This is a genomic window from Actinospica robiniae DSM 44927, assembly GCF_000504285.1.
Lineage (GTDB): Bacteria > Actinomycetota > Actinomycetes > Streptomycetales > Catenulisporaceae > Actinospica > Actinospica robiniae.
The window spans coordinates 2,471,322-2,494,541 of the sequence record NZ_KI632511.1 but is presented as its reverse complement, the minus strand read 5'-3'; the positions used below and the strand labels follow the sequence as shown (position 1 = coordinate 2,494,541).

20 protein-coding genes are annotated in these 23,220 nt (G+C 70.5%); 10 read left to right on the top strand and 10 right to left on the bottom strand.

The window, feature by feature from the left end; genetic code table 11:
- Positions 1-9 precede the first annotated feature (9 nt).
- Together ACTRO_RS10620 and ACTRO_RS10615 are read left to right on the top strand one after the other, a co-directional pair.
- Positions 10-957 carry a helix-turn-helix domain-containing protein gene (locus ACTRO_RS10620; RefSeq protein WP_034262976.1) on the top strand — a complete coding sequence of 316 codons (948 nt, stop codon included), beginning with the start codon at positions 10-12 and terminating at the stop codon, positions 955-957.
- An 85-nt stretch (positions 958-1,042) separates the two neighbouring features.
- The gene (locus ACTRO_RS10615; protein ID WP_034262974.1) at positions 1,043-1,492 is read left to right on the top strand and encodes a hypothetical protein; all 450 of its coding nucleotides are present in this window, start codon (positions 1,043-1,045) and stop codon (positions 1,490-1,492) included.
- 75 nt (positions 1,493-1,567) lie between these two features.
- On the opposite strand, the gene ACTRO_RS10610 is transcribed toward ACTRO_RS10615, so the two are convergent.
- Positions 1,568-2,260 carry an SDR family oxidoreductase gene (locus ACTRO_RS10610; RefSeq protein WP_034262973.1) on the bottom strand — a complete coding sequence of 231 codons (693 nt, stop codon included), beginning with the start codon at positions 2,258-2,260 and terminating at the stop codon, positions 1,568-1,570.
- A 148-nt stretch (positions 2,261-2,408) separates the two neighbouring features.
- Between ACTRO_RS10610 and ACTRO_RS10605 the strand changes: the two genes are divergently transcribed.
- The 6 genes from ACTRO_RS10605 to ACTRO_RS10580 all read left to right on the top strand — a co-directional run bounded on the left by ACTRO_RS10605 (position 2,409) and on the right by ACTRO_RS10580 (position 9,233).
- Positions 2,409-3,257, top strand: coding sequence for a helix-turn-helix transcriptional regulator (locus ACTRO_RS10605; protein ID WP_034262972.1), 849 nt, complete (start codon positions 2,409-2,411; stop codon positions 3,255-3,257).
- Between the two features lie 103 nt (positions 3,258-3,360).
- Complete coding sequence (locus tag ACTRO_RS10600) at positions 3,361-4,782, top strand: MFS transporter (protein WP_034274200.1); 1,422 nt, start codon at positions 3,361-3,363, stop codon at positions 4,780-4,782.
- Positions 4,783-4,791: 9 nt separating this feature from the next.
- Positions 4,792-5,445 carry an ElyC/SanA/YdcF family protein gene (locus tag ACTRO_RS10595; protein WP_034262970.1) on the top strand — a complete coding sequence of 218 codons (654 nt, stop codon included), beginning with the start codon at positions 4,792-4,794 and terminating at the stop codon, positions 5,443-5,445.
- Between the two features lie 201 nt (positions 5,446-5,646).
- A complete protein-coding gene (locus ACTRO_RS10590; RefSeq protein WP_063627967.1) occupies positions 5,647-6,273 on the top strand; it encodes a DUF1062 domain-containing protein in 627 nt (208 codons plus the stop codon).
- A 152-nt stretch (positions 6,274-6,425) separates the two neighbouring features.
- The gene (locus tag ACTRO_RS10585) at positions 6,426-8,195 is read left to right on the top strand and encodes a cellulase family glycosylhydrolase (RefSeq protein ID WP_051450629.1); all 1,770 of its coding nucleotides are present in this window, start codon (positions 6,426-6,428) and stop codon (positions 8,193-8,195) included.
- A gap of 264 nt (positions 8,196-8,459) precedes the next feature.
- The gene (locus ACTRO_RS10580) at positions 8,460-9,233 is read left to right on the top strand and encodes a phytanoyl-CoA dioxygenase family protein (RefSeq protein WP_084316153.1); all 774 of its coding nucleotides are present in this window, start codon (positions 8,460-8,462) and stop codon (positions 9,231-9,233) included.
- Positions 9,234-9,324: 91 nt separating this feature from the next.
- On the opposite strand, the gene ACTRO_RS10575 is transcribed toward ACTRO_RS10580, so the two are convergent.
- Complete coding sequence (locus ACTRO_RS10575) at positions 9,325-9,915, bottom strand: TlpA family protein disulfide reductase (protein ID WP_034262967.1); 591 nt, start codon at positions 9,913-9,915, stop codon at positions 9,325-9,327.
- 237 nt (positions 9,916-10,152) lie between these two features.
- On the opposite strand from ACTRO_RS10575, the gene ACTRO_RS10570 reads away from it, so the two are divergent.
- Positions 10,153-12,042, top strand: a complete 1,890-nt coding sequence (locus tag ACTRO_RS10570) for a glycosyl hydrolase family 79 C-terminal domain-containing protein (protein WP_034262966.1) — start codon at positions 10,153-10,155, stop codon at positions 12,040-12,042.
- Between the two features lie 4 nt (positions 12,043-12,046).
- Here the strand turns inward: ACTRO_RS10570 and ACTRO_RS10565 are convergent, their stop codons facing one another.
- The 5 genes from ACTRO_RS10565 to ACTRO_RS10545 all read right to left on the bottom strand — a co-directional run bounded on the left by ACTRO_RS10565 (position 12,047) and on the right by ACTRO_RS10545 (position 18,142).
- Positions 12,047-13,648: an alpha-amylase family glycosyl hydrolase gene (locus tag ACTRO_RS10565; protein WP_034262965.1), complete on the bottom strand. Its 1,602-nt coding sequence runs from the start codon at positions 13,646-13,648 to the stop codon at positions 12,047-12,049.
- A 65-nt stretch (positions 13,649-13,713) separates the two neighbouring features.
- Positions 13,714-14,538: a carbohydrate ABC transporter permease gene (locus ACTRO_RS10560; protein ID WP_034262963.1), complete on the bottom strand. Its 825-nt coding sequence runs from the start codon at positions 14,536-14,538 to the stop codon at positions 13,714-13,716.
- Positions 14,539-14,541: 3 nt separating this feature from the next.
- Positions 14,542-15,465, bottom strand: coding sequence for a carbohydrate ABC transporter permease (locus tag ACTRO_RS10555; protein WP_034262961.1), 924 nt, complete (start codon positions 15,463-15,465; stop codon positions 14,542-14,544).
- A gap of 61 nt (positions 15,466-15,526) precedes the next feature.
- A complete protein-coding gene (locus tag ACTRO_RS10550; RefSeq protein WP_034262959.1) occupies positions 15,527-16,846 on the bottom strand; it encodes an ABC transporter substrate-binding protein in 1,320 nt (439 codons plus the stop codon).
- A gap of 105 nt (positions 16,847-16,951) precedes the next feature.
- Positions 16,952-18,142 (bottom strand): ROK family transcriptional regulator, encoded by a 1,191-nt coding sequence (locus tag ACTRO_RS10545; RefSeq protein ID WP_034262958.1) that lies wholly within the window; start codon positions 18,140-18,142, stop codon positions 16,952-16,954.
- A gap of 253 nt (positions 18,143-18,395) precedes the next feature.
- On the opposite strand from ACTRO_RS10545, the gene ACTRO_RS10540 reads away from it, so the two are divergent.
- On the top strand, positions 18,396-18,743 hold the full coding sequence (locus tag ACTRO_RS10540) for a hypothetical protein (RefSeq protein ID WP_034262957.1): 348 nt from the start codon (positions 18,396-18,398) through the stop codon (positions 18,741-18,743).
- A 158-nt stretch (positions 18,744-18,901) separates the two neighbouring features.
- Here the strand turns inward: ACTRO_RS10540 and ACTRO_RS10535 are convergent, their stop codons facing one another.
- The 3 genes from ACTRO_RS10535 to ACTRO_RS10525 all read right to left on the bottom strand — a co-directional run bounded on the left by ACTRO_RS10535 (position 18,902) and on the right by ACTRO_RS10525 (position 23,102).
- Complete coding sequence (locus tag ACTRO_RS10535; protein WP_051450628.1) at positions 18,902-20,110, bottom strand: ROK family transcriptional regulator; 1,209 nt, start codon at positions 20,108-20,110, stop codon at positions 18,902-18,904.
- A 127-nt stretch (positions 20,111-20,237) separates the two neighbouring features.
- Positions 20,238-21,218, bottom strand: coding sequence for an aldo/keto reductase (locus ACTRO_RS10530; protein WP_034274194.1), 981 nt, complete (start codon positions 21,216-21,218; stop codon positions 20,238-20,240).
- Between the two features lie 204 nt (positions 21,219-21,422).
- Complete coding sequence (locus tag ACTRO_RS10525) at positions 21,423-23,102, bottom strand: sialidase family protein (protein WP_034262955.1); 1,680 nt, start codon at positions 23,100-23,102, stop codon at positions 21,423-21,425.
- Positions 23,103-23,220: the final 118 nt, after the last annotated feature.

Below are 23,220 nucleotides of genomic sequence, written 5' to 3'. Positions count from 1 at the left end.
GTTTCGGACATGAGTACGCTCGCGTTCGCCGCCACTGACGGGATGCTGCACTACGAGCTGGCCACGGCCTGCGAGATCTTCACCCGGGACCCCTCCGGTCTCGCAGATCCCTGGTACAACGTGGCCATCTGCGCATCCGGCCCGGTCCGGATCGGTCGCTTCCAGATCGAACCCGACGCCGGCTTCGATCAGCTGGCCCGGGCCGACACGGTGATCATCCCAGCCCTCGACGACGTCGACGCCGAGATCCCGGCCGCCCTCCTCGACGCCGTCCGCACCGCCCACCGGGCCGGCGCCCGGATGGTGTCGCTGTGCACCGGCGCGTTCGTGCTCGCGGAAGTGGGGATCCTCGACGGCCTGCGCGTCACCACGCACTGGGCCCACACCGACGCGCTCGCCGCACGCTACCCCCGGGTGAAAGTCGACCCGGACGTGCTCTACGTCGACAACGGCCAGGTCCTCGCCTCGGCCGGCAAGGCCGCCGCGATCGACCTGTGCTTGCACCTGATCCGCCGCGACCACGGCCCGAGCGTCGCCAACGCGGTGGCCCGGCGCATGGTCGTGCCGCCGCACCGGGCCGGCGGCCAGGCCCAGTTCGTCGCCACGCCGGTGCCCGCGCGCGAGGACCACCCCATCAATGGCCTGCTGTCCTGGGCGATGAAGCGGCTCGACCACCGGCTGACCGTGGAGGACCTGGCCCGCCAGGCGAACATGAGCTCGCGCAACCTCGGCCGCCAGTTCAAGGCGGCGACCGGCACCACGCCGCTGCAGTGGCTGCTGATCCAGCGCATCCGCCGGGCCCAGGATCTGCTGGAGAACACCGACCGCGGCATCGACTTCATCGCGCAGGCGGCCGGGATGGGGACCGCGACGACGCTGCGCCGGCACTTCCAAGCGGCCGTCGGCGTCTCTCCGGACGCCTACCGCCGCACCTTCGCGGGCGCGAAGCCCGCCTGACGGCCCGTCGCCGGGACCCCTCCGGAGCGGCACCGGTTACGATCGAGGAAGATCAGAACCCGGACACACTCCTTGGGGGGACCCTATGCCCGGCAAAACCTTGCGCGCCCTGCCGATCGCCGCCGCGCTGCTCACCCTCGCCGCCTGCTCGAGCTCGACGAGCGCCGCGTCCTCGCCGACCAGTTCGGCGAGCACTGCGCCGTACCGCGCCGCGTGCAAGGCCGAGGACAAGGCTTACCACGACTCCGAATACATCCTCGACGGCAACCTCACCGCACGTAAGGCCTATGACCAGCTGAAGGATTACGAGGACGCGATCGACGCGGCGGAGACCAACGCCATCGAGGGCTCGAATCTGTGGAACGACCTCGTGACGGAATCGACCAAGGTCGAATACATGGCGATGGATTCGGACATCTCGCAGGACGTCGCGCAGGGGAGCCTGAAGGAGTTCAAGGACGCGCGCGGCGCCGTGGTCGCCGACTGCGAGTCCTACGGCTACGTGTCCGTCGCCCAGACGGACTTGTCGGACTGATCAGCCGCCACGTCAGGCGAGCTGATCTACCCCTCGGCGCGGCGGAAAGCCCGCCGCGCCGAGGACGGGAGAGGGTCAGGCCGACTTGAGCGTGAGGCCGCCGTCGACCGGGAGGACCACGCCGGTCACGAACGAGGCGTTGATCAGGTATCTGATCGCCTCGGCCACGTCGGCCGGCTGCCCGATCCGCTTGACCGGCGTGCCGTCGGCCGCCGCCGCGAACTGCGCGGCGCGTGCCTCCTCCGGCAGGAACGACCACCACGCGGTGTCCACCGCACCCGGGGAGACGACGTTGACCCGGACCGGAGCCAGCTCGGCCGCGAGCGGCGGCACCACGGCGTCGAGCGCGCCGTTGGCCGCGGCGAGCGTGACCGTGCCGGGCAGTGCCGCCCGCGAGGACGCCGCCCCCACCATCGTGATGGAGCCGGTGACCTGCGCCTTCTGGATCGCGTGGAGGTAGCCGAAGAGTTTGCCGTCGAAGGCGCCGCGCACCGCGTCGAGGCCGGTCTCCCTGATCAGGCCGAGCCCGAGTGGACCCGGACTGAAGGCGAGCACCAGGTGGTCGAACGCACCGGTCCGCTCGAAGAAGGCCTCCACTTCGTCCGCGTCCGTCCCGTCGACCCGCTCGGCCGCTGCGACCCCGTCCTTGACCGCCGCGAGCCGCGCCTCGTCGCGCCCGCAGACGATCACCTCCGCGCCGTCCGCCGCGAGCGCCTGCGCCGTCGCCAGACCGATCCCGGCGGTCCCGCCCATGATCACTACACGCATCGTGCTGCCACCTTCATCTGAACCAACCACGTGTGCGGGCCCGAATGGGCCCTCGATCATGGTTTCAGCGGCCGGCACGGCCTTCCAGACGGCGTTCACACCGGTAGTAGCGCTACCAGTATCCGAGCTCGGCTACCCTGGAACCGTGATGGGCAGCGCGATGCAGCAGCGGCGCGAGCTCGCCGAGTTCCTGCGCAGCCGGCGGGAGCGGCGCCGCCCGGAGGACGTAGGCCTGCCCGTGGGTGCCCGGCGTAAGACCCCGGGCCTGCGCCGCGAGGAAGTCGCCACGCTCGCCGGGCTCAGCGTGACCTGGTACACCTGGCTCGAGCAGGCCCGCGAGATCCGCGCCTCGCGCCAGGTGCTCGGCTGCCTGGTGGACGTGCTCGGCCTCGATGCGAAGGAAACCGAGCACCTGTACCAGCTGGCCGGAGAAGCCGCGCCGCTCGGACCGCCGGACCTCGCCGCTGCGGCGGCTCCCTCGCACCGGATCCTGCTCGACCAACTCGATCCCAGCCCCGCGTACCTGGTCAACCGGCGCTTCGACATCCTCGCCTGGAACCGCGGATGCGCCGCGCTGTACCCGGATCTGGCCCGTCTGCCGCCCGAGCGTCGCAACGTCCTGTGGCTCACCTTCACTTCGCCGGGGATGCGGACGATCTCCATGGACTGGGAACGCGACGCCGAGCATGCCGTCGGGGTGTTCCGGGCGCAGCTGGGACAGGGCGTGCTCGACGACTCGATCACCGCGCTGGTCGGGCAGCTCGAGGACGAGAGCGAGGAGTTCCGTCGGCTCTGGCGCTCCCGCGCGGTGGCCGCCTACGCTCCGAGCCGCCTCGCCTTCAACCACCCGCGCCTGGGACCGGTCGAGTTCGAGTACGTGAAGATGCACACCGCGGACGACGACAAGACGTTGGTGGCGTTCCTCGCCGCGCCCGGGTCCGAGCTCTCCCGACGGCTCGGCGCCCTGATCGCCGAAGGCGACGACATCGCACCGTGATCATGCGAATACCAAGGGTCGATCATACGCGGGATTGCCTGCGCTGATCCTGGTATACGGGCCGCTTGGTGCGGGAACGCGCGCGGATGGGATGCTGAACCCCATGCGAATACCCCCGTCCGGCCGTGAACCGGGCACCCTGGCGCGCCCGACCGCGCTGCTCGTGGCCGGCGCGACGTTCATGGAGCTGCTCGACGGGACGGCGCTGACCACGGCCGCGCCCAAAGTCGCGGCCTCCTTCGGCCAGTCCTCGGCCGCGATGGCGGTGCCGATCAGCGCCTACCTCGTCACCGTCGCCGCGTTCATCCCGCTCGGCGGCTGGGTCGTCGACCGGTTCGGCGGGCGCAAGACCTTCGCGGTCGCCGTGGTCGTCTTCACCCTCGCCTCGGCGCTGTGCGCCGGGGCGCCGTCGCTGGCCGCGCTGGTGGGAGCGCGCGTCGTCCAGGGCATCGGCGGCGCGCTGATGGTGCCGGTCGGCCGGCTCGTCGTGCTGCGCAACATCCGGCGAGAGGAGGTGATCCGCGCGGTGGCGCTGTTCACCTGGCCCGCGCTGGTCGCCCCGCTGCTCGGGCCGGTGATCGGCGGGATCCTGGCCACCTACACCTCCTGGCGCTGGATCTTCCTGCTCAACCTGCCGCTCGGGGTGCTCGCGCTCTGCTTCATCCGGACGATCCCGCCGGAGACCGGACCGCGCCGCCGCCTGGACGTGCGCGGCTGGTGGTCGAGCGCCGCCTGCATGGGCTGCCTCACCGCGGCCGCGGCGATCGTGGCCATCCCCGGCTCCAACCTCGCGGCCGCGGTGGCCTGCCTGCTGGTCGGCGTCGTCACCGGCGTCGTCGCCGTGCACCGGCTGCTCACCGCCGAGCACCCGCTGGTCAGCCTGGACGCGCTCAGGGTCCGTACATTCCGGGTCTCGCACGCGGGCGGCTCCGTCTTCCGGGTCGTGTGCAACTCGGTCGCGTTCCTGGTCCCGCTGCTGTTCGTGGACCAGTTCGGCTGGACGCCCGCGCGCGCCGGCGAGACGCTCATCGCCCTCTTCTTCGGAAACCTCGGGATCAAGCCGGCGACCACGCCGCTGTTGCGCCGCTTCGGCTTCCGCGCCGTCATCGTCGTCTCGGTGTGCGCACTCGCGGCCACGGTCGCGCTGATGGCGGCGCTGAGCCCGAGCACGCCGCTCGCGCTGATCCTCATCCTGCTCGCGGCCAGCGGCGCGTTCCGCTCCACCGGGTTCACCGCGTACAACACGGTCGCGTTCGCCGACGTCGACCCCGCGATCCTCACCGACGCCAACACCCTCTCGTCCGCGATCCAGCAGCTCGCGGTCGGTCTCGGCGCCGCGGCCGGCGCCCTCGCGCTCCGCCTCGCGCTCCTGCTCGACCCCCGCGAGAGCTACCGGGAGGCGTTCGTGTTCATCGCCGCGATCCTGATCGTCCCGATCGTCGAGGGCGCCCTGCTGCCGCGCGGCGCCGGCGGCAGCCTCACGCGCCGCGCGTCGTCACCCGAGCCGGCGGCCTCGCGAAGTTAGTATCGGCGCATGGCTGCCCAGGAGTCGCCGATCGCCGAGGGCATCATCGTCTTCGGCCGCGGCCACGAGACCGGCCGGGTAGACCGGCTCAGCGAGGCGAGCCTCGTCCGGGTCGAGCGGCTGCGGGAGTACCTGGTGGCCCATTCCGGGCACTTCGCCGAGCGGCCGGCGACGGTCGTGTTCAGCGGCGGTTGGGCAGGAGTGGCCGGAGCGGTGGCCGAGCGCCCGGCCGACGAACTGTGCGAGGGCAACCTCATGGCCGCCGCGGCCCGCGACCTCAGCATCGAAGGCGCCCCGCTGGCTCGCTTCGCGCGGCTCGAAGCCGAGATCGAGTCCGCGAGTACGCTGGAGAACGCGATCCAGGTGCACGCCGGACGCTATTTCGACGCGATGGCCTTCGACGCACGCCATCCACTCGGCCTCGTCGCGCACACCGGCCACGTCGAGCGAGCGGCGTATTACTGCCGGAAGGTCTTCGGCCTCGACCGCGCCGCGCTGCTGCCGATCGTGGCCGTCGGCGGCGACCAGCTCTCCGCCGGCCTGCCGGAACCGCTGATGAACCTCGTCACCCGGGCCGCCTGCCTCTGCGCCCGACGGCCCGAGGTCCTGCGGCGCCGCGAACGCGCGCTCATCCGCGTCGCCAGGGCCCTGCGACGCGAATAGCCCTGCGCCTTCGGTCATTCAGCTCTTCACCCTTGACGAAAACCAGTTGCTCGAAGCCCCGCTCTTGGCCACCCTGAACCCCGTGTACGTATGAGTACCGAGGCACCCCAGCGGGCGCGCGTGACGTCGTAGCCGCCGCCCGGCGATGAGTGCTGCCTCCCGCGACCTCCCGTCGGCGTACTCATAGAAAAACTCTTACAAATGAATCAAGATCTTGGTCGCAAGTCCCTGTGGACGGTGCGGCAGCTCGGCCTGCCCGCCGTCGTCCGCTCCTGCCCGGACTGCCGGTGCACCCGGCACCAGGCCGCCGGCAAGTTCCGGGTCAACGCGAACGGCAAGCTGCTCGACGTGTGGATGCTGGTGCTGTGCGAGGGATGCGGCCGCACCTCCAAAGTGCCCGTGCACGAGCGGATCCACGTGCGCGAACTCGACGGCGCACGCCGGACGGCGTTCGAGAACAACGACGGGGACCTGGTGCACGAACTCGTCACCAGCGCGTCGCTGGCCGAGCGCGCCGGCTACCGGCTCGACTGGGAGGGCACCTGGGCGCTGGAGACGGACATGCCCTTCATCGAGCTCGAACAAGGCGCCCTCGCGGACACGGAGGTCATCGTCGGCTTCGAGCTGCCGGTCCCGATCCGGGTGGAACGGCTGCTGATGGAAGGGCTCGGACTCAGCCGCGGCCGGGTACGGGCCCTGATCGAGGAAGGGCTCATCCGGCTGCCCGGCCGGCTGCGGGCGAGCGGCCGGGTGAGCGCGGGCTTCGGCTTCGCCGTGGGCGGCGGATCCGCGCCTTTCATGCCGGGTTTCATGAGAGAAACCCGCTGAGCTCGGTCGAATTTGTTTCGACGCATCCGCGCCGCTTGGCCACCTCCGGGAGCGTTTGTACCATCACCGGCGCGATGCCCCGTGACACGACGTGGACACCCACCGCGTCGGCCACACGACTTCCGGATCTTTCCGGTAGGAGGTAGATACGCGTGCACGACCCCTTCCACGGCGCGGCCCCGACCCCGGGCACACCCCGCCCGACCCGGCTGCGCCGCCGACTCGCTGCGCTGGCCTCGGCAGCACTGGTGGCCGTCGGTCTGAGCACCGCGGCCGCCCCGCAGGCCTCGGCGGCCGCAGGCTGCACCGCCGCCTACGCCACCCAGAGTGAGTGGAGCGGCGGGTTCGTCGGCTCGGTGACGGTGACCGACTCCGGCACCACCGCGCTCACCGCCTGGACCATCACCTTCAACTACCCCGGCGACCAGAAGGTGACGAGCAACTGGAACAGCTCCCTGGTGCAGAGCCTGGAGTACGTCACCGCCTCCAACCTCGCCTACAACGGGGCGGTCGCGGTCGGCTCCAGCACGTCGTTCGGGTTCCAGGGCACCTGGGGCTCGAGCGACGCGGTGCCCACGAGCATCACCTGCACGCCGTCCGCCGCCGTCACCCCGACCATCGTCACCACGGCTGCCGCCGCCCCGGTGATGCAGGGCTTCACCGACACGTTCGGGGTGGCGCTCTCCCAGGCGCCCACCGCCAACGTGACCGTGGCCGTGGCCCGCTCCTCGGGTAACAGCGGTCTGAGTGTCAGTGCGGGCGCATCTCTCACCTTCACCCCGACGAACTGGAACACCGCGCAGAACGTCACCGTCGCGGCGAACACCGCCGGCACTGGAGCCGCCGCCTTTGCGGCCACCTCCAGCGGCTACACCGGCGCCTCGGTCACCCTCACCGAGGTGGCCGCGACCCCGGCGCCGCAGTTGCACGTGTCCGGCAACAAGATCGAGGACGCGAGCAACAACCAGGTGATCCTGCACGGCGTCAACCGCTCCGGCGCCGAATACGCGTGCGTGCAGGGCTGGGGCTTCTTCGACGGCCCGGTCGACGAGGCGTCCATCCAGGCCATGAAGAGCTGGACCCACATCACCGCGGTGCGCGTCCCGGTCAACGAGGCCTGCTGGAACGCGGAGTCGTACGTCAACTCCGCCTACTCCGGCGCGGTCTACCAGCAGGCGGTGGAAGGCTTCGTCAAGCTCCTCAACGCGAACGGCATCGTCGCGATCATCGATCTGCAGTGGACCGACGGGCTCTACACCGGCACGTCCTCGGGCTGCTCCTCGGCCCAGGCCACCTGCCAGAAGCCCATGCCGGACGCGGCCCAGGCGATCCCGTTCTGGACCTCGGTGGCCACCGCGTTCAAGGGCAACAACTCGGTGATCTTCGACCTCTTCAACGAGCCCTACGCCTCCCGCGCCACCGGTAGCACCACCACCGGCTGGCAGTGCTGGGAGACCGGCGGCACCTGCGCCGGCATCGGCTACTCCGTCGCCGGCATGCAGGGCATGGTCACCGCGGTCCGCTCCACCGGCGCAAGCAACATCCTGATGCTCGGCGGCGAGGAGTACTCCAACGACCTGAGCCAGTGGCTGACGTACGAGCCCACCGACCCAGACGGCGACCTCGTCGCCTCCTGGCACTCGTACGACGGCAACACCTGCAACACGCAGGCCTGCTGGACCAGCCAGGTCGCGCCCGTCATGGCGAAGGTCCCGGTCATCGTCGGCGAGATGGGCGAAGGCGACTGCGCCGGCACCTACATCGATCCGCTGACCACCTGGCTGGAGAGCGAGAACACCGGCTTCCTGGCCTGGACCTGGGACGCCTGGGGCAGCTGCTCCAACGTCCTGATCACCGACTACAAGGGCGATCCGACCGGATACGGCGCCGCCTACGAAGCGATTCTCAAAGCACTGCCTTAACGCGCTCTTCTCCGGCCCTGACCCCCTGCGCTTCGCTACGGGGGTCAGGGCCTCCGTCGAGCGCACGGCACCCTGTGCCTACCTGGGGGCACGGCCCCCAGACCCCCACGCCGGGGACACCCCGGACCCCGCGCGCGGGTCAGGCGAGGGCGAGGGTGCTTCAGTGGCAATGGGTTGTCGCGGTGTTGGTTGACGGTTCGGTCGTGCCCAGGAACCGGGGCGCCTTCTCGGCCCTGCCCCGGGACTGGCGTAAAGAGCTTGGGCATGGCGCCACGGCCTGCAACCATGAAGGGCGTGGACGGGCTGGCGAGTTTCTTCGAGCGAGGCTGGGTCCGCCTGGCAGGCGCGTTCGACCCGTCGGGCCTGGCCGAGGCGCTGTGGCGAGAACTCAGCGCGCACGGCCCGCAGCCGGGCGATCCCGTGACCTGGCGGCAGGCCGGCAGCCAGTCGCCGGCGGGGAAGTGGCTCACACGGTTCGGGCAGTCGGGCGTGTTCACCGGGGTCGGCAGCGACGCCGTCGGCAACGCTCTGCAGGAGCTCCTCGGGGACGGGTGGACCGGCCAGGCAGGCGGCTGGGGACGCCCACTCGTGACCTTCACCGCAGACGGCGACTGGGAGATCCCGTCCGGCGGCTGGCATCTCGACTCGCCGCCCGCGCCCGACCTACCGTCCGTCCGGATGTTCGCCTACCTCAGTGAAGTCCGCGCGCGGGGCGGCGGCACACTGGTCATCGAGGGCTCCCACCGATTGGCCGCCGCTTATCCCGGCGCGCACTCGCGCACGGTGCGCGACGAGCTCTCACGGCAGGACCCATGGCTCCACGAGATCTGGCACCCCTCCGGCCGCGAGGATCGCATCGCGGCGCTGATGGACCACGGAGCGGAGGTAGCCGACGTCCCACTGCGGGTCACCGAGCTCACCGGCTCGCCCGGAGACGTCGTGCTCTGGCACCCGGCCCTTTTCCACACTGCCGCCCCCAACACCGCGCGCCACCCCCGATTCATGCTCACCCACACCGCGCTTCGCCGCGTCCGCTGACATCGCGGTCCGGACCGGACTCGTCAGCGGCCGGCCATGACATCTTCGACCTCTGGCGTTGGGCGCCAGCCGCGTCAGGGCTGCGCCTCGGTTAGCCCGCCGTGAGGACGTAGTCGAGCTGCTGGTCCAGCTCCGGCTCCGTGATCGCACCGATCGCGCGGACGGCGACCTTCCCGTCTTCGTCCACGATGAGCGTCGACGGAATCCCTTCGGCGGGTACGATCGACTTCAGATCGAGCACGAGCTTCTCTTCGGGATCCGCCAGCGCCGGGTATGAAATGCCGTAGCGCGACAGGTACGCGTTGGCGGAGGAGTCGTTGTCGAGCGTGTCGACGCCGACGAACCGCACGTTCTTCGACGCATAATCCTTGGCCGCCTCGGCGAACGAAGGGGCCTCTTCACGGCATTGCGTGCACCATGATCCCCATATGTTGATGACGGTGACGTGGCCGAGGTAAGAGGTCGTATACGAGGATCCGGTGGTAGTGGATCCCGAGAGCCGGGGCGCCTCGCCGCGCTCGGCGGTCTGGAACCGGGTGATGGTGGTCTCCGGGTCGACATAGCCGATCCCACCGCTGCTCACCGTGCCGCCGGAGCAGCCGGCCAGCCCGGCCGTGCCGATGAGGCCCACCGACAGCAGTGCGAGCGCACCGCGGCGGCCGCGGAGTCCTGATCCCTTCACCGCGCCAGTTTCGCATGCCCCTGAGTCGGCTCGGACCTCGGGTGGCCGAATCCAACTCCGGTCGCGCAGCCCGACCGCGTGAAGCGGCGGGCCTCGCGGCGATTCGATCTTCGCCGTGTTCAAGTTTCGGAACCCCGGACCGTTGACTGGTCTAGGCCACGGCCATATCGTGACGTCGGTTCACCCACCTAATCATTGTTCTCATACATGAACACGATTGCGGACCTAGGGATCGTCATGAACGCCATCACCGCCCACCTGCGCCCGCGCAGGCTCGGCGCCGCGGCCGTCGCGCTGGCCCTCGCCGGGACGGCGCTCGCCGCCGCGCCCGCCCCGGCCTCGGCCGCGACCGCGCCGCCGGTCGTCAGCATCACCCAGAGCGCGCTGAGCACCTCGCTCGGCGCCGGCTCCCTCGGCTTCTCCTTCGAGGCCTCCGATCTCGCCCTGCCGAGCTTCACTTCGGGCAACCTCGCCAGCTACCTCAAGACCCTGGGTTCCTCGGTGATGCGCATCGGCGGCAACACCGTGGACGAGACCTACTGGACCTCCAGCGGGGAGACGCCGCCGTCCTGGTCCATCGCCACCATCACCCCGGCCGACCTGACCGCGCTGGGCACGCTGGCGAAGGCGAGCGGCTGGAAGGTGATCCTCGGGGTCAACCTCAAGCACTACGACGCGGCCCGCGCGGCCGACGAGGCGGCGCACGCGTCGGCGGCGCTCGGATCCTCGTTGCAGGCCATCGAGATCGGCAACGAGCCGGACCTGTATTCGCAGTACTCGAGCAACACCGCGCAGTACTTCACCGACTTCAAGGCCTACGTCGCGGCCATCACCGCCGCCGCCCCGGGTGTGGCGATCGAGGGCTCGGACGCGGCCGGCTCGCCGACCGGGTTGTGGCAGAGTGCGTTCGTCACCGCCGAGGCCGGCCTCGCCCATCCCAACATCAGTGAGCTGACGAACCACTACTACCCGCTCAGCGACTGCTCCAGCGGTGACGATCCCACGATCGCCCAGCTGCTGGGCACTTCGGTGCGCAACGCGGAGACCTCCGTCGCCGACAACGCGGTCACGCAGGCGGCGAAGCTGCATGTGCCGCCGATCATCGACGAGGGCAACTCCGTGGTCTGCGAAGGCATGCAGGGGGTCAGCGACGTCTACGCGTCGGCGCTGTGGGAGATCGACGAGCAGCTCGACTTCGCCCGCGAAGGCGTGTCAGGGGACTACATGCACGGCACCGTGCTGCAGTGCGACACCGGCAAGCCGCTGTTCATGTACTACACCCCCCTGTGCGCTCCGAGCGCGGCGGCCGCCACCGCCGGCACTCTGGCCGCGCAGCCGGAGTACTACGGGCTCGCCGCCGTACACGCGGTCGGCACCGGCAGCTTCCTGAACGTGAGCAACGCCGACTGGGCCAACGTGCGCGCCTACGCGGTCCGGCACGCCGACGGCACCATGACCGTCGTGCTCGACGACGTCCAGGACCCGGCGAGCAACGGCGCGACCACGCTGCAACTCGACCTCGGCGGGAACTTCAACGCCGGCAGCCGCGTCGACCTGACCGCCGGCGGCCTGACCGCGACGAGCGGCATCACCCTCGGCGGGCAGAGCGTCCAGGCGAACGGCGCCCTGCCCGCGCCCACCGCCTCGGCCGTCGCGGTGAACGGCAGCACCCTGACGGTCTCGGTCAACGCCGGCAGCGCCGCGCTGATCACGCTCACCCCGGGCAGCGGCGGCGCCACCGGCACGACACTGGTGGGCGGCCTGTCCGGCAAGTGCCTGAGCGTGACCGGCGGCGCCACCGCCGACGGGTCCACCGCGGACATCTACACCTGCAACAGCACCCCGAGCCAGAACTGGACGATCAACGCGAACGGCACGATCGTCGGCGCCCTGTCCGGCAAGTGCCTGGAGGTGACCGGCAGCTCCACCGCCGACCGCGCCGGCGTCGACATCGCCACCTGCAACGGCGCCGCGAACCAGCAGTGGACCACCGGTTCGGGCGGCACCATCGTCGGCACGCAGTCCGGCAAGTGCCTGAGCGTCAGCGGCGCGGCCACCGCGGACGGCTCGCTGACCGACATCTACGACTGCAACGGCAGCGGCAGCGAGATCTGGTCAGAGGGCTGATCGGCTAGGAGAGCTCGAAGATGCCGTAGGCGAACCCGTCCGCGGTGATCTCCGAGCCGCTCCCGCGCACTCCGGTCTCGCGCATGGGCCGGAGTGCCCCGAGGTCGGTGCGGTCGTGTCCGATCACGACCGCACCGGCCGACGGGTTGATCACGATCAGGAACCTGCCGCCGCGCAGGTAGACCAGCGGATAGCCGTCATGCAGCACCTCGAGGCTGCCGTGTACACCGAGCTCCGGATGCGTGCGCCGCAGCTTGATCAGTTCCCTGACGTGGTGGACGAGGCTCTGTTCGTCGGCACGCTGTGAGGCGAAGTCCGGGCGATCGGCCGCCGGATCGACCGGCAGGTACAGGCGCTCGGCGGGGGCGTCGGAGAACCCTGCGTTCGGGCTCTGATCCCACTGCATCGGCGTGCGCGAGCCGGCCCGGTTGTAGCGCGGACCGAGCACGCTGCCCTCGACGTCCGGCAGATCGGGGATGTAGCGCATGCCGATCTCGTCGCCGTAGTAGATCGCCGGCAGCGTCGGGAAGGTCAGCTGGAACGCGAAGGCCGCCGGAAGCTGCGCGGCCGGGCGCGGGCCGCAGTGCAGCCGGGCGAAGTCATGGTTGGCCGTGGGCAGCACGATCCGGCCCGGACCGCCGACCGCGGCGGTGGTCTCGTCGTATGCGGCCAGGAAGGTCTTGGCGCTGCCGCGGCCCTCGGCGTCGAAGAAACAGGGCTCTGCGACCTGGTCCTCGCGGATCGTCACCTCGCCCAGGTGCCAGAGCGAACGCAGCGGCTTGCCGTCACTGGGACCGCCGAACTGCAGGAAGAAGTCGGCGTCGAAGCCGGCCGGGACGGAGGTGGCCGGGTCGCCCCACTCGGACAGCAGCACCGCGTCCGGGTGGGCTTCGGCGAGCCAGGCCCGGATCTCGCGCCACAGCTTGGCCGTCTGCTCGTGTCCCGGGTCGTCCTTGACCAGGGAAGCCGCCATGTCGACCCGGAAGCCGGAGACGCCGCGGCGCAGCCAGTAGTCCATGATCTCGGTCAGCGCGGCCCGGTTCGCCGCCGGACCCTCGGCGTCCACGGGCCGGCGCCACGGCTCCTGCGGATCCACGCGCGCATAGCCGAAGTTGAGCGCGGGCTGGCAGTCGAAGAAGTTCGGCAGGTACCCGCCGGACCGGCTGCCCGGCGAGGCGACGAATCCCTCCGGCAGCGCACCCGACGCGTCCGCCTCGGCCCAGACGTAACGGCCGTCGGCCGGGTCGGACGCGCTGGCGAGGAACCAAGGGTGCTGATCCGAAGTGTGCCCGGCCACCAGGTCAAGCAGGACCCTGATGCCAAGCTCGCGGCCGCGCAGGACGAGCGCGACCAGGTCGGCCTCGGTGCCGTAACGCGGGTCCACGCGCCGGTAGTCGGCGATGTCGTAGCCCGCGTCGCGCATCGGCGAGGCGAAGATCGGGTTGAGCCAGATCGTGTTCACCCCTAGCCAGGCCAGCTGCTCGAGACGGCCGGTGATCCCGGCCAGGTCGCCGATTCCGTCGGCGTCGGAGTCGGCGAAGGACTGCGGGTAGATCTGGTAGAGGACGGCGTCGGACAGCCAGCCGGGGGCGGGGGAGGCGGACACGTGCGGAGCCTTTCACGGAAAAAGGATGCGGTGCGAGAGCGGTGCGGCGGCCTGGATTCGCAGACCTAGCCCTTGACGGCGCCTGCCGTGAGACCGGAGACGACGGCGCGGCGGAAGATGAGCACCAGCAGGGCGATCGGGAGCATCGCCACCGCCGAGGCGGCGAAGATCGTGCCGTACGGCGTGGTGAACTGGCCGCCGAACAGCGCGATGCCCACCGCGATGGTGCGGTATCTGTCCTCGTTGTTGAGCGTCAGCGCGATGATGAACTCGGTCCAGGCGGCCACGAAGGTGAACACGCCGGCGGTGAACACGCCCGGCAGGGCCTGCGGCAGGATCACCTGGAGCACCGTGCGCACCGGCCCGGCGCCGTCCATCTTGGCGCTCTCCTCCATCGCGAACGGGATGGTCAGGAAGAAGTTGCGCAGGATCCAGATCGCGAACGGCAGCATCAGCGCCGTGTACGCGAGCACCAGGCCCTGGTAGCTGTTGAGCCAGCCGATGTCGCGCAGCAGCAGGTACAGCGGCGCCACCACGGCGATGGTCGGGAACAGCGAGATCATCAGCAGCGACGTCATGATGGCGGTCTTGCCGCGCATCGGCAGCCGGGCCAATGCGTACCCTGCGAAGGTGCCGAAGGCGAGGACGATCACGGTGGTGGCCACGGCCACGACCGCGGAGTTCTCCAGGTACTGGCCGAAGTTGTAGTTGGCGAAGGCGTTGCGGTAGTTCGAAACCGTGGGGTGCGGCGGCACGGCCGCGGCCGAGGTGATGTCGGACTGGCCCTTGAACGAGGAGGCCACCATCCAGTACAGCGGCAGCGCCACGAAGGCGGCGATGAACACCGCGGCGATGTTCGTGCCGAGGTTGCGGGTACGACGTCGGGCCATGGGTCAGTCCTCCTGCTCGCCGACCTGGGTACGGAACACTTTGAGGAACAGCAGGCAGAACACCAGCACGATCAGCGCGGTGCTGGCGGCGACCGCCGCGCCCGGGCCGAATTCGAGGTCGTTGAACAAGACCTTGTAACCGAGCACCGCCAGGGACTCGGTGCTGGTGCCGGGGCCGCCGTTGGTCAGCACGTACGGCAGGTCGAACAAGCCGAAGGCCTGCAGGATCCGGAAGAGCACGGCGACCGCGAGCGCGGGCCGCAGCAGCGGCAGCCGGATCCGCCAGAACACGGTCCAGCCGCCGGCGCCGTCCACCCTCGCCGCCTCCACCACTTCGGACGGCAGCATGACCAGGCCGGCCAGCACCATGATCGCCACGAACGGCGTGGTCTTCCAGATGTCCGCGACGGCCATCGCGATCGAGGCCTGCAACGGCGTTCCCAGGACATTGAGTTCGTGCACGCCGAAAGCGCCGCAGATCGCGTTCAGTACACCGTAGACGCCGTTGTACACGTACGCCCACAGTTCGGCGGACACGACCGTGATCAGCGCCCAGGGCAACAGCAGCAGCGCCATCATCCAGGCACGCGCCTTGGTCAGCCGCTCGAGCACGAGCGCGATGAGCGTGCCGAGCACCATCTCCACCGCGACCGTGATGACGGTGTAGAGCACGGTGAACTCGAGATCGTGCCAGAACCGTGGAGCGTGGAACAGGATCGAGTAGTTCGACCCGGTCATCCCGCTCAGATGGAAGCCGTTCCCGCTCACCTGCACGTTGCTCGCGGACATGACGACCGAGAAGACGATCGGGAAGATCATCACCGCGGCCACGACGAGCAGGGCCGGGGAGGCGAAGGCCCAGCCGAGCCGGGCGGAGCGGCGCCGCAGGCCGGAGCGCCGGCGCGAGGGCAATACAGTGCTCGACATCAAGTCACCTGTGGGTCGGGGGCGAAGGGGCGGGCCGCGCCGCGGCCCGCCCCGGGATCCTCTACAGTCCGGAGTTGCCGAGCGCCGAGTCGATCTGCGAGTTCGCGCTCGACAGGGCCGCCTGCGGGCTGACCGAGCCGCTCAGCGCGGCGTTGACGTTGTTGTAGATCGCCTGGCTGACCTGCGCGTACTGCGCGACGTAGGACGGGCGGGCGTTGAGCTTGTTCTTGGCGGCCACCGGGAAGGCCGGGTTGGCCGCCTGCACCTGCGGGTCCGCCAGCACGCCGGCCACGGTCGGGATCTCCCCGCCCTGCTCGGCGATGATCGTCTGCGCCTGGGTGCCGGTCATCCACTTGAGGAAGGCGACGTCCGCGGCGAGGTTCTTGCTGTGCGGGTTGACGTAGAGGTTCCACCCGCCGGTCACCGAGTAGCCCGGCCCGGTCTGGCCCTCGAAGGTCGGCAGGTTCACCACGCCGACGTCGCCGGCGATCTTCGAGGAGCTGCCGCTGTTCGCGTCGGCGTAGGCGTAGGTCCAGTTGCGCAGGAACGCGACCTGGCCGGAGGTGAAGAGCGACTCGGACTGCTGCTCCTGGAAGGTGGTGACGGCCGAGGGCGCCACACCGGAGGTGATCAGGCCCCGCATGTACGTCAGCGCCTTCTGCGCCGCGGCCGAGTCGATCGTGGAGGAGGTGCCGTCGGCGTTGACGCTGGCCGCGCCGGCGTCGGCCGCGAACTCGGTCCAGTCGCAGGTCAGGCCCTCGTAGGAATCGAACTGCGCGGCGAAGCCGTACTTGACCAGCCCGTCCTTCTGCAGGGTGGCGGCCTCGGACTGCAGCTGCTCCCAGGTGGTGGGCACCGGAAGCTTGGCCTTGGCCAGCAGATCCTTGCGATAGAACAGGAACGCGTTGTCGGTGAACAGCGGCACCGCGTAGGTCTGGCCCTTGTACGTCAGGGAACTGACGAGACCGTTGGAGAAGGTCTTCCAGTACGAGGAGTCGAGGTAGGAGTCGAGCGGCAGGGCGAGGTTCGCCTTGGCGAACTGGGCCGGCCAGACCACGTCGCCGTTGTAGACGTCGAAGCTGCTCGAGCCGCCGGATATCTGGGTCACCAGGGTGGAGCGGTAGGTGTCGGAGTCGCTCGGCGCCTGCTCCAGCTTGACCGTGATGCCCGGGTTGGCCTTCTCGAACGCCGCGATCAGGGTCTTGCGCACGTCCGTGCTGGTGGGCCCGAACTGGTTGGCGAACCAGGTGATGGTCCCGGTGGCCTTGCCGGTGGCCGCGGGCGTCGCGGCGGGGGAGGAGGACGAGGAGCAGGCGGCGGTGAAGGCCAGAACGGCGGCGCCCGCGGCGGCTGCCGCGGCCCTGCGCGTGGTCTTTGACATCGATCGCTTCCTTGCGATTCGGGCGGCCGGGGCCGCGGTTCGAGGTGGAGCGGGCGGTGCTCGTCGACGTACGGGTACTGCGGTGGTGCCGGTTCGGTGCGGGTTTCACGACACCGGGGCGCGGACGGTCGCCCGGAGTACCAGGCAGGCCGCGCCGCGCGTCCACATGTCGTCGTCCACCGGGTCGAGCAGGACGGTGCAGTCGGCCGCGGCGGTGGAGAAGGAATGGTGCGCCAGCGCGTCCTCGGCGGCCGGGCGCATCAGGTCGTAGACGCTCACGCCCTCGCCGGCCAGGATCACCAGCTCGGGATTGATCAGGTTGCACAGGGTGGCCAGGCCCCGGCCGAGCGCGTCGCCCGCCGCGGCGAACGCGGCCCGGGCCGCCCGGGCCCGCGGCGCGAGCGGGTCTCCGGGCCCGTACTCGCCCCGGGCCAGAGCAGCGGCCGACTCGACGTCGGGCTCGTCCACGCCCGCTTGGCGCAGCCGGGCCAGGATGGCCGGATCGCCGGCCAGCGCCTCCAGGCAGCCGCGCCGCCCGCAGGAGCAGCTCGGGCCGGCCGGATCCACCGGGATGTGGCCGAATTCCCCGGCCAGGCCGCTGGATCCGGTGAACAGCGTGCCGTCCACCAGCAGCCCGCAGCCGATGCCCGCGCCGAGCGTCACCACGGCGAAGGTCTCGGTGTCCCGGCCCGCGCCGAACCAGCGCTGCGCCACCACCAGGGCATTGACATCGTTGCCGATGTACACCGGCAGTCCGGTGGCCGCGGCCAGGGGGCCGGCCACGTCCACGTCGCGCCAGCCGAGGATGCCGGAGTAGCGGCAGCGCCCGGCGCCCGCCTCGACGTGCCCGCCGAGGCCGACCCCGATCCCGAGCGCACGCGCCGCTCCGTCCGGGAACCGGGCCAGCAGCCGGCGCACCAGGCGTCCGGCCGCGGTCAGCGCGGTCACCGGCGCGCAGCCGTCGATCCGCACCTCGTCGCGGCCGAGCACCCGGGCGCCGAGGTCGGTGACCACCGCGGTGACGGACGCGGGCGCGATCTTCACGCCGACCACCAGGTGCCGCTCGAGGTTGACCCGCAGCATCCGCTGCGGACGGCCTGGTCCGGTGGCCGGCTCGGCCTCCGCGCCCTCCCGGATGTAGTCCGCCTCCAGCAGGGCCGGCAGCAGCCGGGTCACCGTGGACGGGGAGAGCCCGAGCCGGGTGGCGATGCCCGAGCGGGAGATCGGCCCGGCGGTGAGCACCTGGCTGAAGATCTCCGCGCGGGTCGCCTCGCCGAGCAGATCCGCCGTCCGCATCGAGGGTGCCTTTCCGCGTCGAAGCAAGCTGAGGCAAGGCGGCGGCCCGCGCAGGGCCGCCCCTGATCCGGTCGGGTGACCGGATGACGAGGAGTATGGCCGAGCTGATTTTCGTGAGTCAAGAAAAAAATTCGAGGCGACGGCGTCGCGCCCGACTCGTGCCGGTTCGTCCGTGCGCGAGGACGTGGTGGCAGGACACTGCGAGTGCTGGTAAGTTCAACGGTTGTCGTCGGACGCTGGGTGGGGAGCGCGCGTGTTCTTTCTTTTCTCGGCCGGGTACCGCAAAACCGTCCGCAGGGTGGAGGAGGGCATGTTCTTCTGCCTGCGCTGTGAAGCAGAGTGCGCATACGAGCTTCGCGAACTGCACTCCGAGCAGCACGTGTTCCGCGTTCTCCCGGTGCATGAAAGCAGCCGTATGTTCGTGCTGTGCACCGGCTGCGGGACCGCGTTCGACCCGGAATGCCTGGACGAGTCATCGACGGCGGAACTCGCCGAGCTGGAGATCGAGGTTCCGCACTTCGCGTACGGAAACTTCGCGCCTCGGGGGAGCAGGTCAGGTCGGCGGAGCCTGTCGGCCCATTCGGACTTCCGGCGGCACTAGTGTCCCGATTCGGAAAACCGCTGCATGAGAAATCGGTTCCAGCGTTCGTCTGGCAAGGCGCCGGGATGCCCTCATACTCGGTCTTCTGTGGGCATTTCGGCAACGCAGCCAGGCGGGCGCTGGGGCCGATTTCTGCAGCGAATTTGCGGTGAGGGACACTAGCCCGCCACTGCCTCCCGGATCACCAGGCAGGCCGCGCCTCGTGCCCACTGCGCGTCGTCGGTCACGTCCACCGTCAGGGCGCAGTCACGCGAGGCGGTGGAGAACGAGTGGGCACGCCAGGCGTTCTCGCAGGACTGGCCGAACAGGTCGAACGCGTCGGCACGCTCTCCGGCCAGGATGATCCGGGCCGGGTTGATCAGATTGCCCAGGGTTGCCAGGGCTCTGCCGAGCTCCTCACCCATCGAGGTGAACGCGGCGGCCGCCGCCGCGTCGCCGGCCCGGGCCAGGCGTACCGCGTCCTCGATCGAGGCCGGGCGTGCTCCGCCGGCGCGTTCGATACCACGCAGGATCGCCTCGTCCGAGGCCACCGTCTCCAGGCAGCCGCGGCGTCCGCAGCCGCACTCCTCGCCGTCGGCGCGCACCGGGATGTGGCCGAGTTCCCCGGCCAGGCCGCTGGATCCGGTGAACAGCTCGCCGCCGAGGAACAGCCCGCAGCCGATCCCCGGGCCCACCGTCACCAGTGCGAAGGTGTCCACGCCGCGGCCGAGTCCGAACCAGCGTTCTGCCACCGCCAGCGCGTCCACGTCGTTGCCGACGACCGTGGGCAGGCCGGTCGCCGCGCCCAGCGGGGCCGCCACCGCCACCTCGTCCCAGCCGAGGATGCCCGAGTGCACCACCCGCCCCGCGCCCGGGTCCACGTGCCCGCCGACGCCCACGCCCACGCCGATCAGCCGGTCCGGAGCGCCGCGGTCGGAAGCCATGAGGTCCAGCACCACGGCCGCGGCCGCAGATATCGCGGCCGCCGGATCATGACCCGCCGTCAGCCGCCGCTCCCGGACGCACAGCACCTGCGCCCGCAGATCGGTGAGCACGCCGGTGACAGTGCCAGGAGCCAGCTTCACCCCGATCACCGCGTGCCGCGACGCCGCCACCTCGAGCAGCCGCTGCGGCCGCCCGACGCCCACGCTGTGCTCGCCGGTCTCCGCCACGTAGCCGGCCTCGATCAACGGATTGACGACCTTGGTCACCGTCGACTGGGACAAGCCGGTGCGCTGGGCCAGCTGGGTGCGCGAGAGCGGCCCGGCCGTGAGCACCTCGGCGAACAGCTGGGCCCGGGTGCCGTCCGCGCCCGCGCCGGCCGTGGTGGCCTGCGCGGGCGCGTCGGCGGCCAGGCCGATGGTGATGCGCTCCCTACCGACGGTCATCGCCGCACCCCGCTTGCCGTAGTCCCTGGATCACGCCGCTGCGGCCATGATAGGTCCCCGGCGCCGGTACGCCAGATATTGTTGCTTGCCAACAGCAATTAAATGGCGCCCGGCGTCTTCGGTGCCGCTACCAGCGGTCGTGGACCAGAGGCTTGATCAACTCGTCGTAGACCTCGGATACGGCCTGGTGCGCCTCCGGCGTCAGGTGCGGCAGCGAGCCGGCCGCGGCGTTCGCCCGGGCCTGCTCCGGATTGCGCGCACCCGGAATGACGACGCTGACAGCGTCCTGATCCGCGATCCAGCGCAACGCGAACTGCGCCAGGCTCACGCCCTCCGGCACCAGCGGCCGCAGCCGCTCGACCGCCTCGAGCCCGGTCTCGTAGTCCACGCCGGAGAAGGTCTCGCCGACGTCGAAGGCCTCGCCGTGGCGGTTGAACGCGCGGTGGTCGTCGGCCGCGAACTCCGTCTTCACCGTGTACCGGCCCGACAGCAGGCCGCTGGCCAGCGGGACGCGCGCGATGATGCCGACGCCCGCGGCGCGCGCGGCGGGCAGCACCTGCTCGAGCGGCTTGAGCCGGAACGCGTTCAGGATGATCTGGACCGAGGCCAGGTTCGGCCGGCGGATCGCGGACAGCGCCTGCTCGCAGGTCTCCACGCTCACCCCGTACGCCGCGATCCGGCCGCGCTCGACCAGGTCGTCGAGGGCGTCGAAGACCCGGTCGTCGGCGTAGACCTCGTCCGGCGGGCAGTGCAGCTGGACCAGGTCGATCCGCTCCACGTCGAGGTTGCGCAGCGAGCGGTCGTTCCAGGCCAGGAAGTTCTCGGCGTTGTAGTTCGCTGCCTCCTGAGCCACCCGGCGGCCCATCTTGGTGGCCACCGTGAGCGGCGCCCCGGCCTCCCGCAGGAAGCGGCCGACGAACTGCTCGCTGCGCCCGTCCCCGTAGACGTCCGCCGTGTCGATGAAGCTGACGCCCGCCTCCACCGCCGCGCGCAGGGTGGCGAACGCGTCCGCCTCGTCCACCTGCCCCCAGTCGGCGCCGAGCTGCCACGCGCCGAGCCCGATCACACCGACGTTCCGGCCGGTGCGGCCGAGTTCCCTGGTCTCCATGAGCGATCCGCCTTCGAAGAGTTCAAACGAGCTGACGTCCTGCCGGGCCATGGTAGCCCGCGCGGATCCACCGCCCGGGGAGGGCTCGCGCAGATCACGGCCGGTTCCCGGCCGTGCGCGGAGGGCATGGGAATCCCGCGAAAGCGCCGAGCGCGTCCCCCCGCGCCGAAGCCGGAGGGACGCGCTCGCTGTTGCCGGATCTCGCTACCGGAGCCGGATGGCCTGCGTGTCCACCGTCTGATGCGGCGTATCGACGCCGGGCCGGCCGCGGAAGTCGGTCCAGACCGGGTGCAACACCCCGTCGGCGCCGAGGGCCACGGCGCTGTAGTCGCCGATGAACTCGCCCTGCAGGGTCTGGCCGCTCACTGCGCCGACGCCGACGAACTGCACATCAGGGTTCTCCGAAGCGGTGGTGATGCGATGCTGCGGCGAGTGCTGCCCCGTCCGGTCCACGGTGGTGTAGGCGTAGTCGAGGTCGATGCCGCTCGGGTCGTACGAGCGGGTGTAGTAGGTCACTGCGACCCTCCCCGCATTCGCGGCCACGGCCGGGAAGAACACGTCGCCTCCGGGCTCGGCCGCGGTGACGTCGCTCCAGTGCCGGCCGTCGCCGGAGCCGGCGATGAAAGCCGTGCCGTCGGTCTGCACCGACGCTCCGGACGAGTCGTACTGGCCGTTGCGGTCATCCGACCAGACCACGTACAGGTGCTGGGTGACCGGGTCGATCGTCAACTGCGGGTACGAGTTGATCCGGAAGTTCTCGCCGGTCAAGGCGTCGTCACCGATGTCGGCGTTGAGCGGGTAGTCGAAGTTCTGCCCGATCAGCGCGTTCGTCCAGGTCCTGCCATGGTCGTGGGAGGTGGCCACGACGGTCTCGTCATGGTCTGACGCACCGGTGCAGGCGAGTGTCGCGCACACGGACGACTCGTACGCCACGTAGAGCGTTCCGTCCGCGGCCACCTGCGGGTTGGAGCCCTGGGCGAACGCCGTCAGCCCGCCGGAGAAGTCCGTCGTGGTCGGCGAGACGCGGCGCGCCGAGGACCAGGTCCTGCCCTGATCCACCGAAGTCTTGAGCATGATGGGCGACTCGAGGTAGTCGCCCGAGTCGTCGTAGGTGAAGCGGCTCCAGGTCAGGTACACCTGGCCGGTGTGCGGGTCGACCGCGATCCAGTTCTTGTCGTTGAAGTAGTCCGTGTCCGTCGGCGTGCCGTCCGCCGCCGCGCCGTCGATCTGCACGATGCTCGGCTGGCCCCAGGTCAGTCCGCCGTTGTGGGAGACCGAGACCACGAGGGCCGAGCCGTCGTTGAGGCGTGAGAAGGCGATGTTGGCGTAGTAGACGGTGTTATGCGGACCGAAGGCGAGCACCGGGTCGCCGGCTCCGTCCATGTCGGACAGTGCGCCGGTCGCGCCGGTCTCGTAGGTGAGCCCCGGCAGTTGCACGTTCTTCCAGGTGCGGCCGCCGTCGAAGGAGGTGTACGCCCAGCCCGAGGAGTCGTTGCGCTGCTCCCGGTCGTTGAACACCCGGTAGTCGTTCGAGCCCGCGACCAGGTTGCGCGGGTTCTCCGGGTTGACCGCCACCGACGTCTCGTTCTGCGCGGCGTAGCAGCCGGTCTGGCTGCCCACCGGGACGACGGTGTCGCCGGAGATCACGTCGAGGTTCGGCGCGATCGACCGGTAGACGTGTGTGTCGCCCGCATAGGACTGGCAGAGGGCTGACAGCGCCGGATCATCGCCCTGGTCGTCGTCATCGCCCTGTGAGAGCACGTACTTGAGCAGCGGGTTGTGCGGAGCCGCGGCGGTGGCCGCCACGGCCGGGGACGCGAACGCGGCGCCGGCGATGAGGGTGACGACGGCGATCGCGCCGGGTAGCAGGCCTTGGTGGCGCAAGCTGATCCCTCCCGAGAGTAGTGTGGGTGAGGGAGAAACTAGAGCCACGACAGGCCTCTGACAAGACTGTTGCGGCTCGTCGCGATCCGTCGCCGGTCCGTTCGCGGGAGCGCCGCCG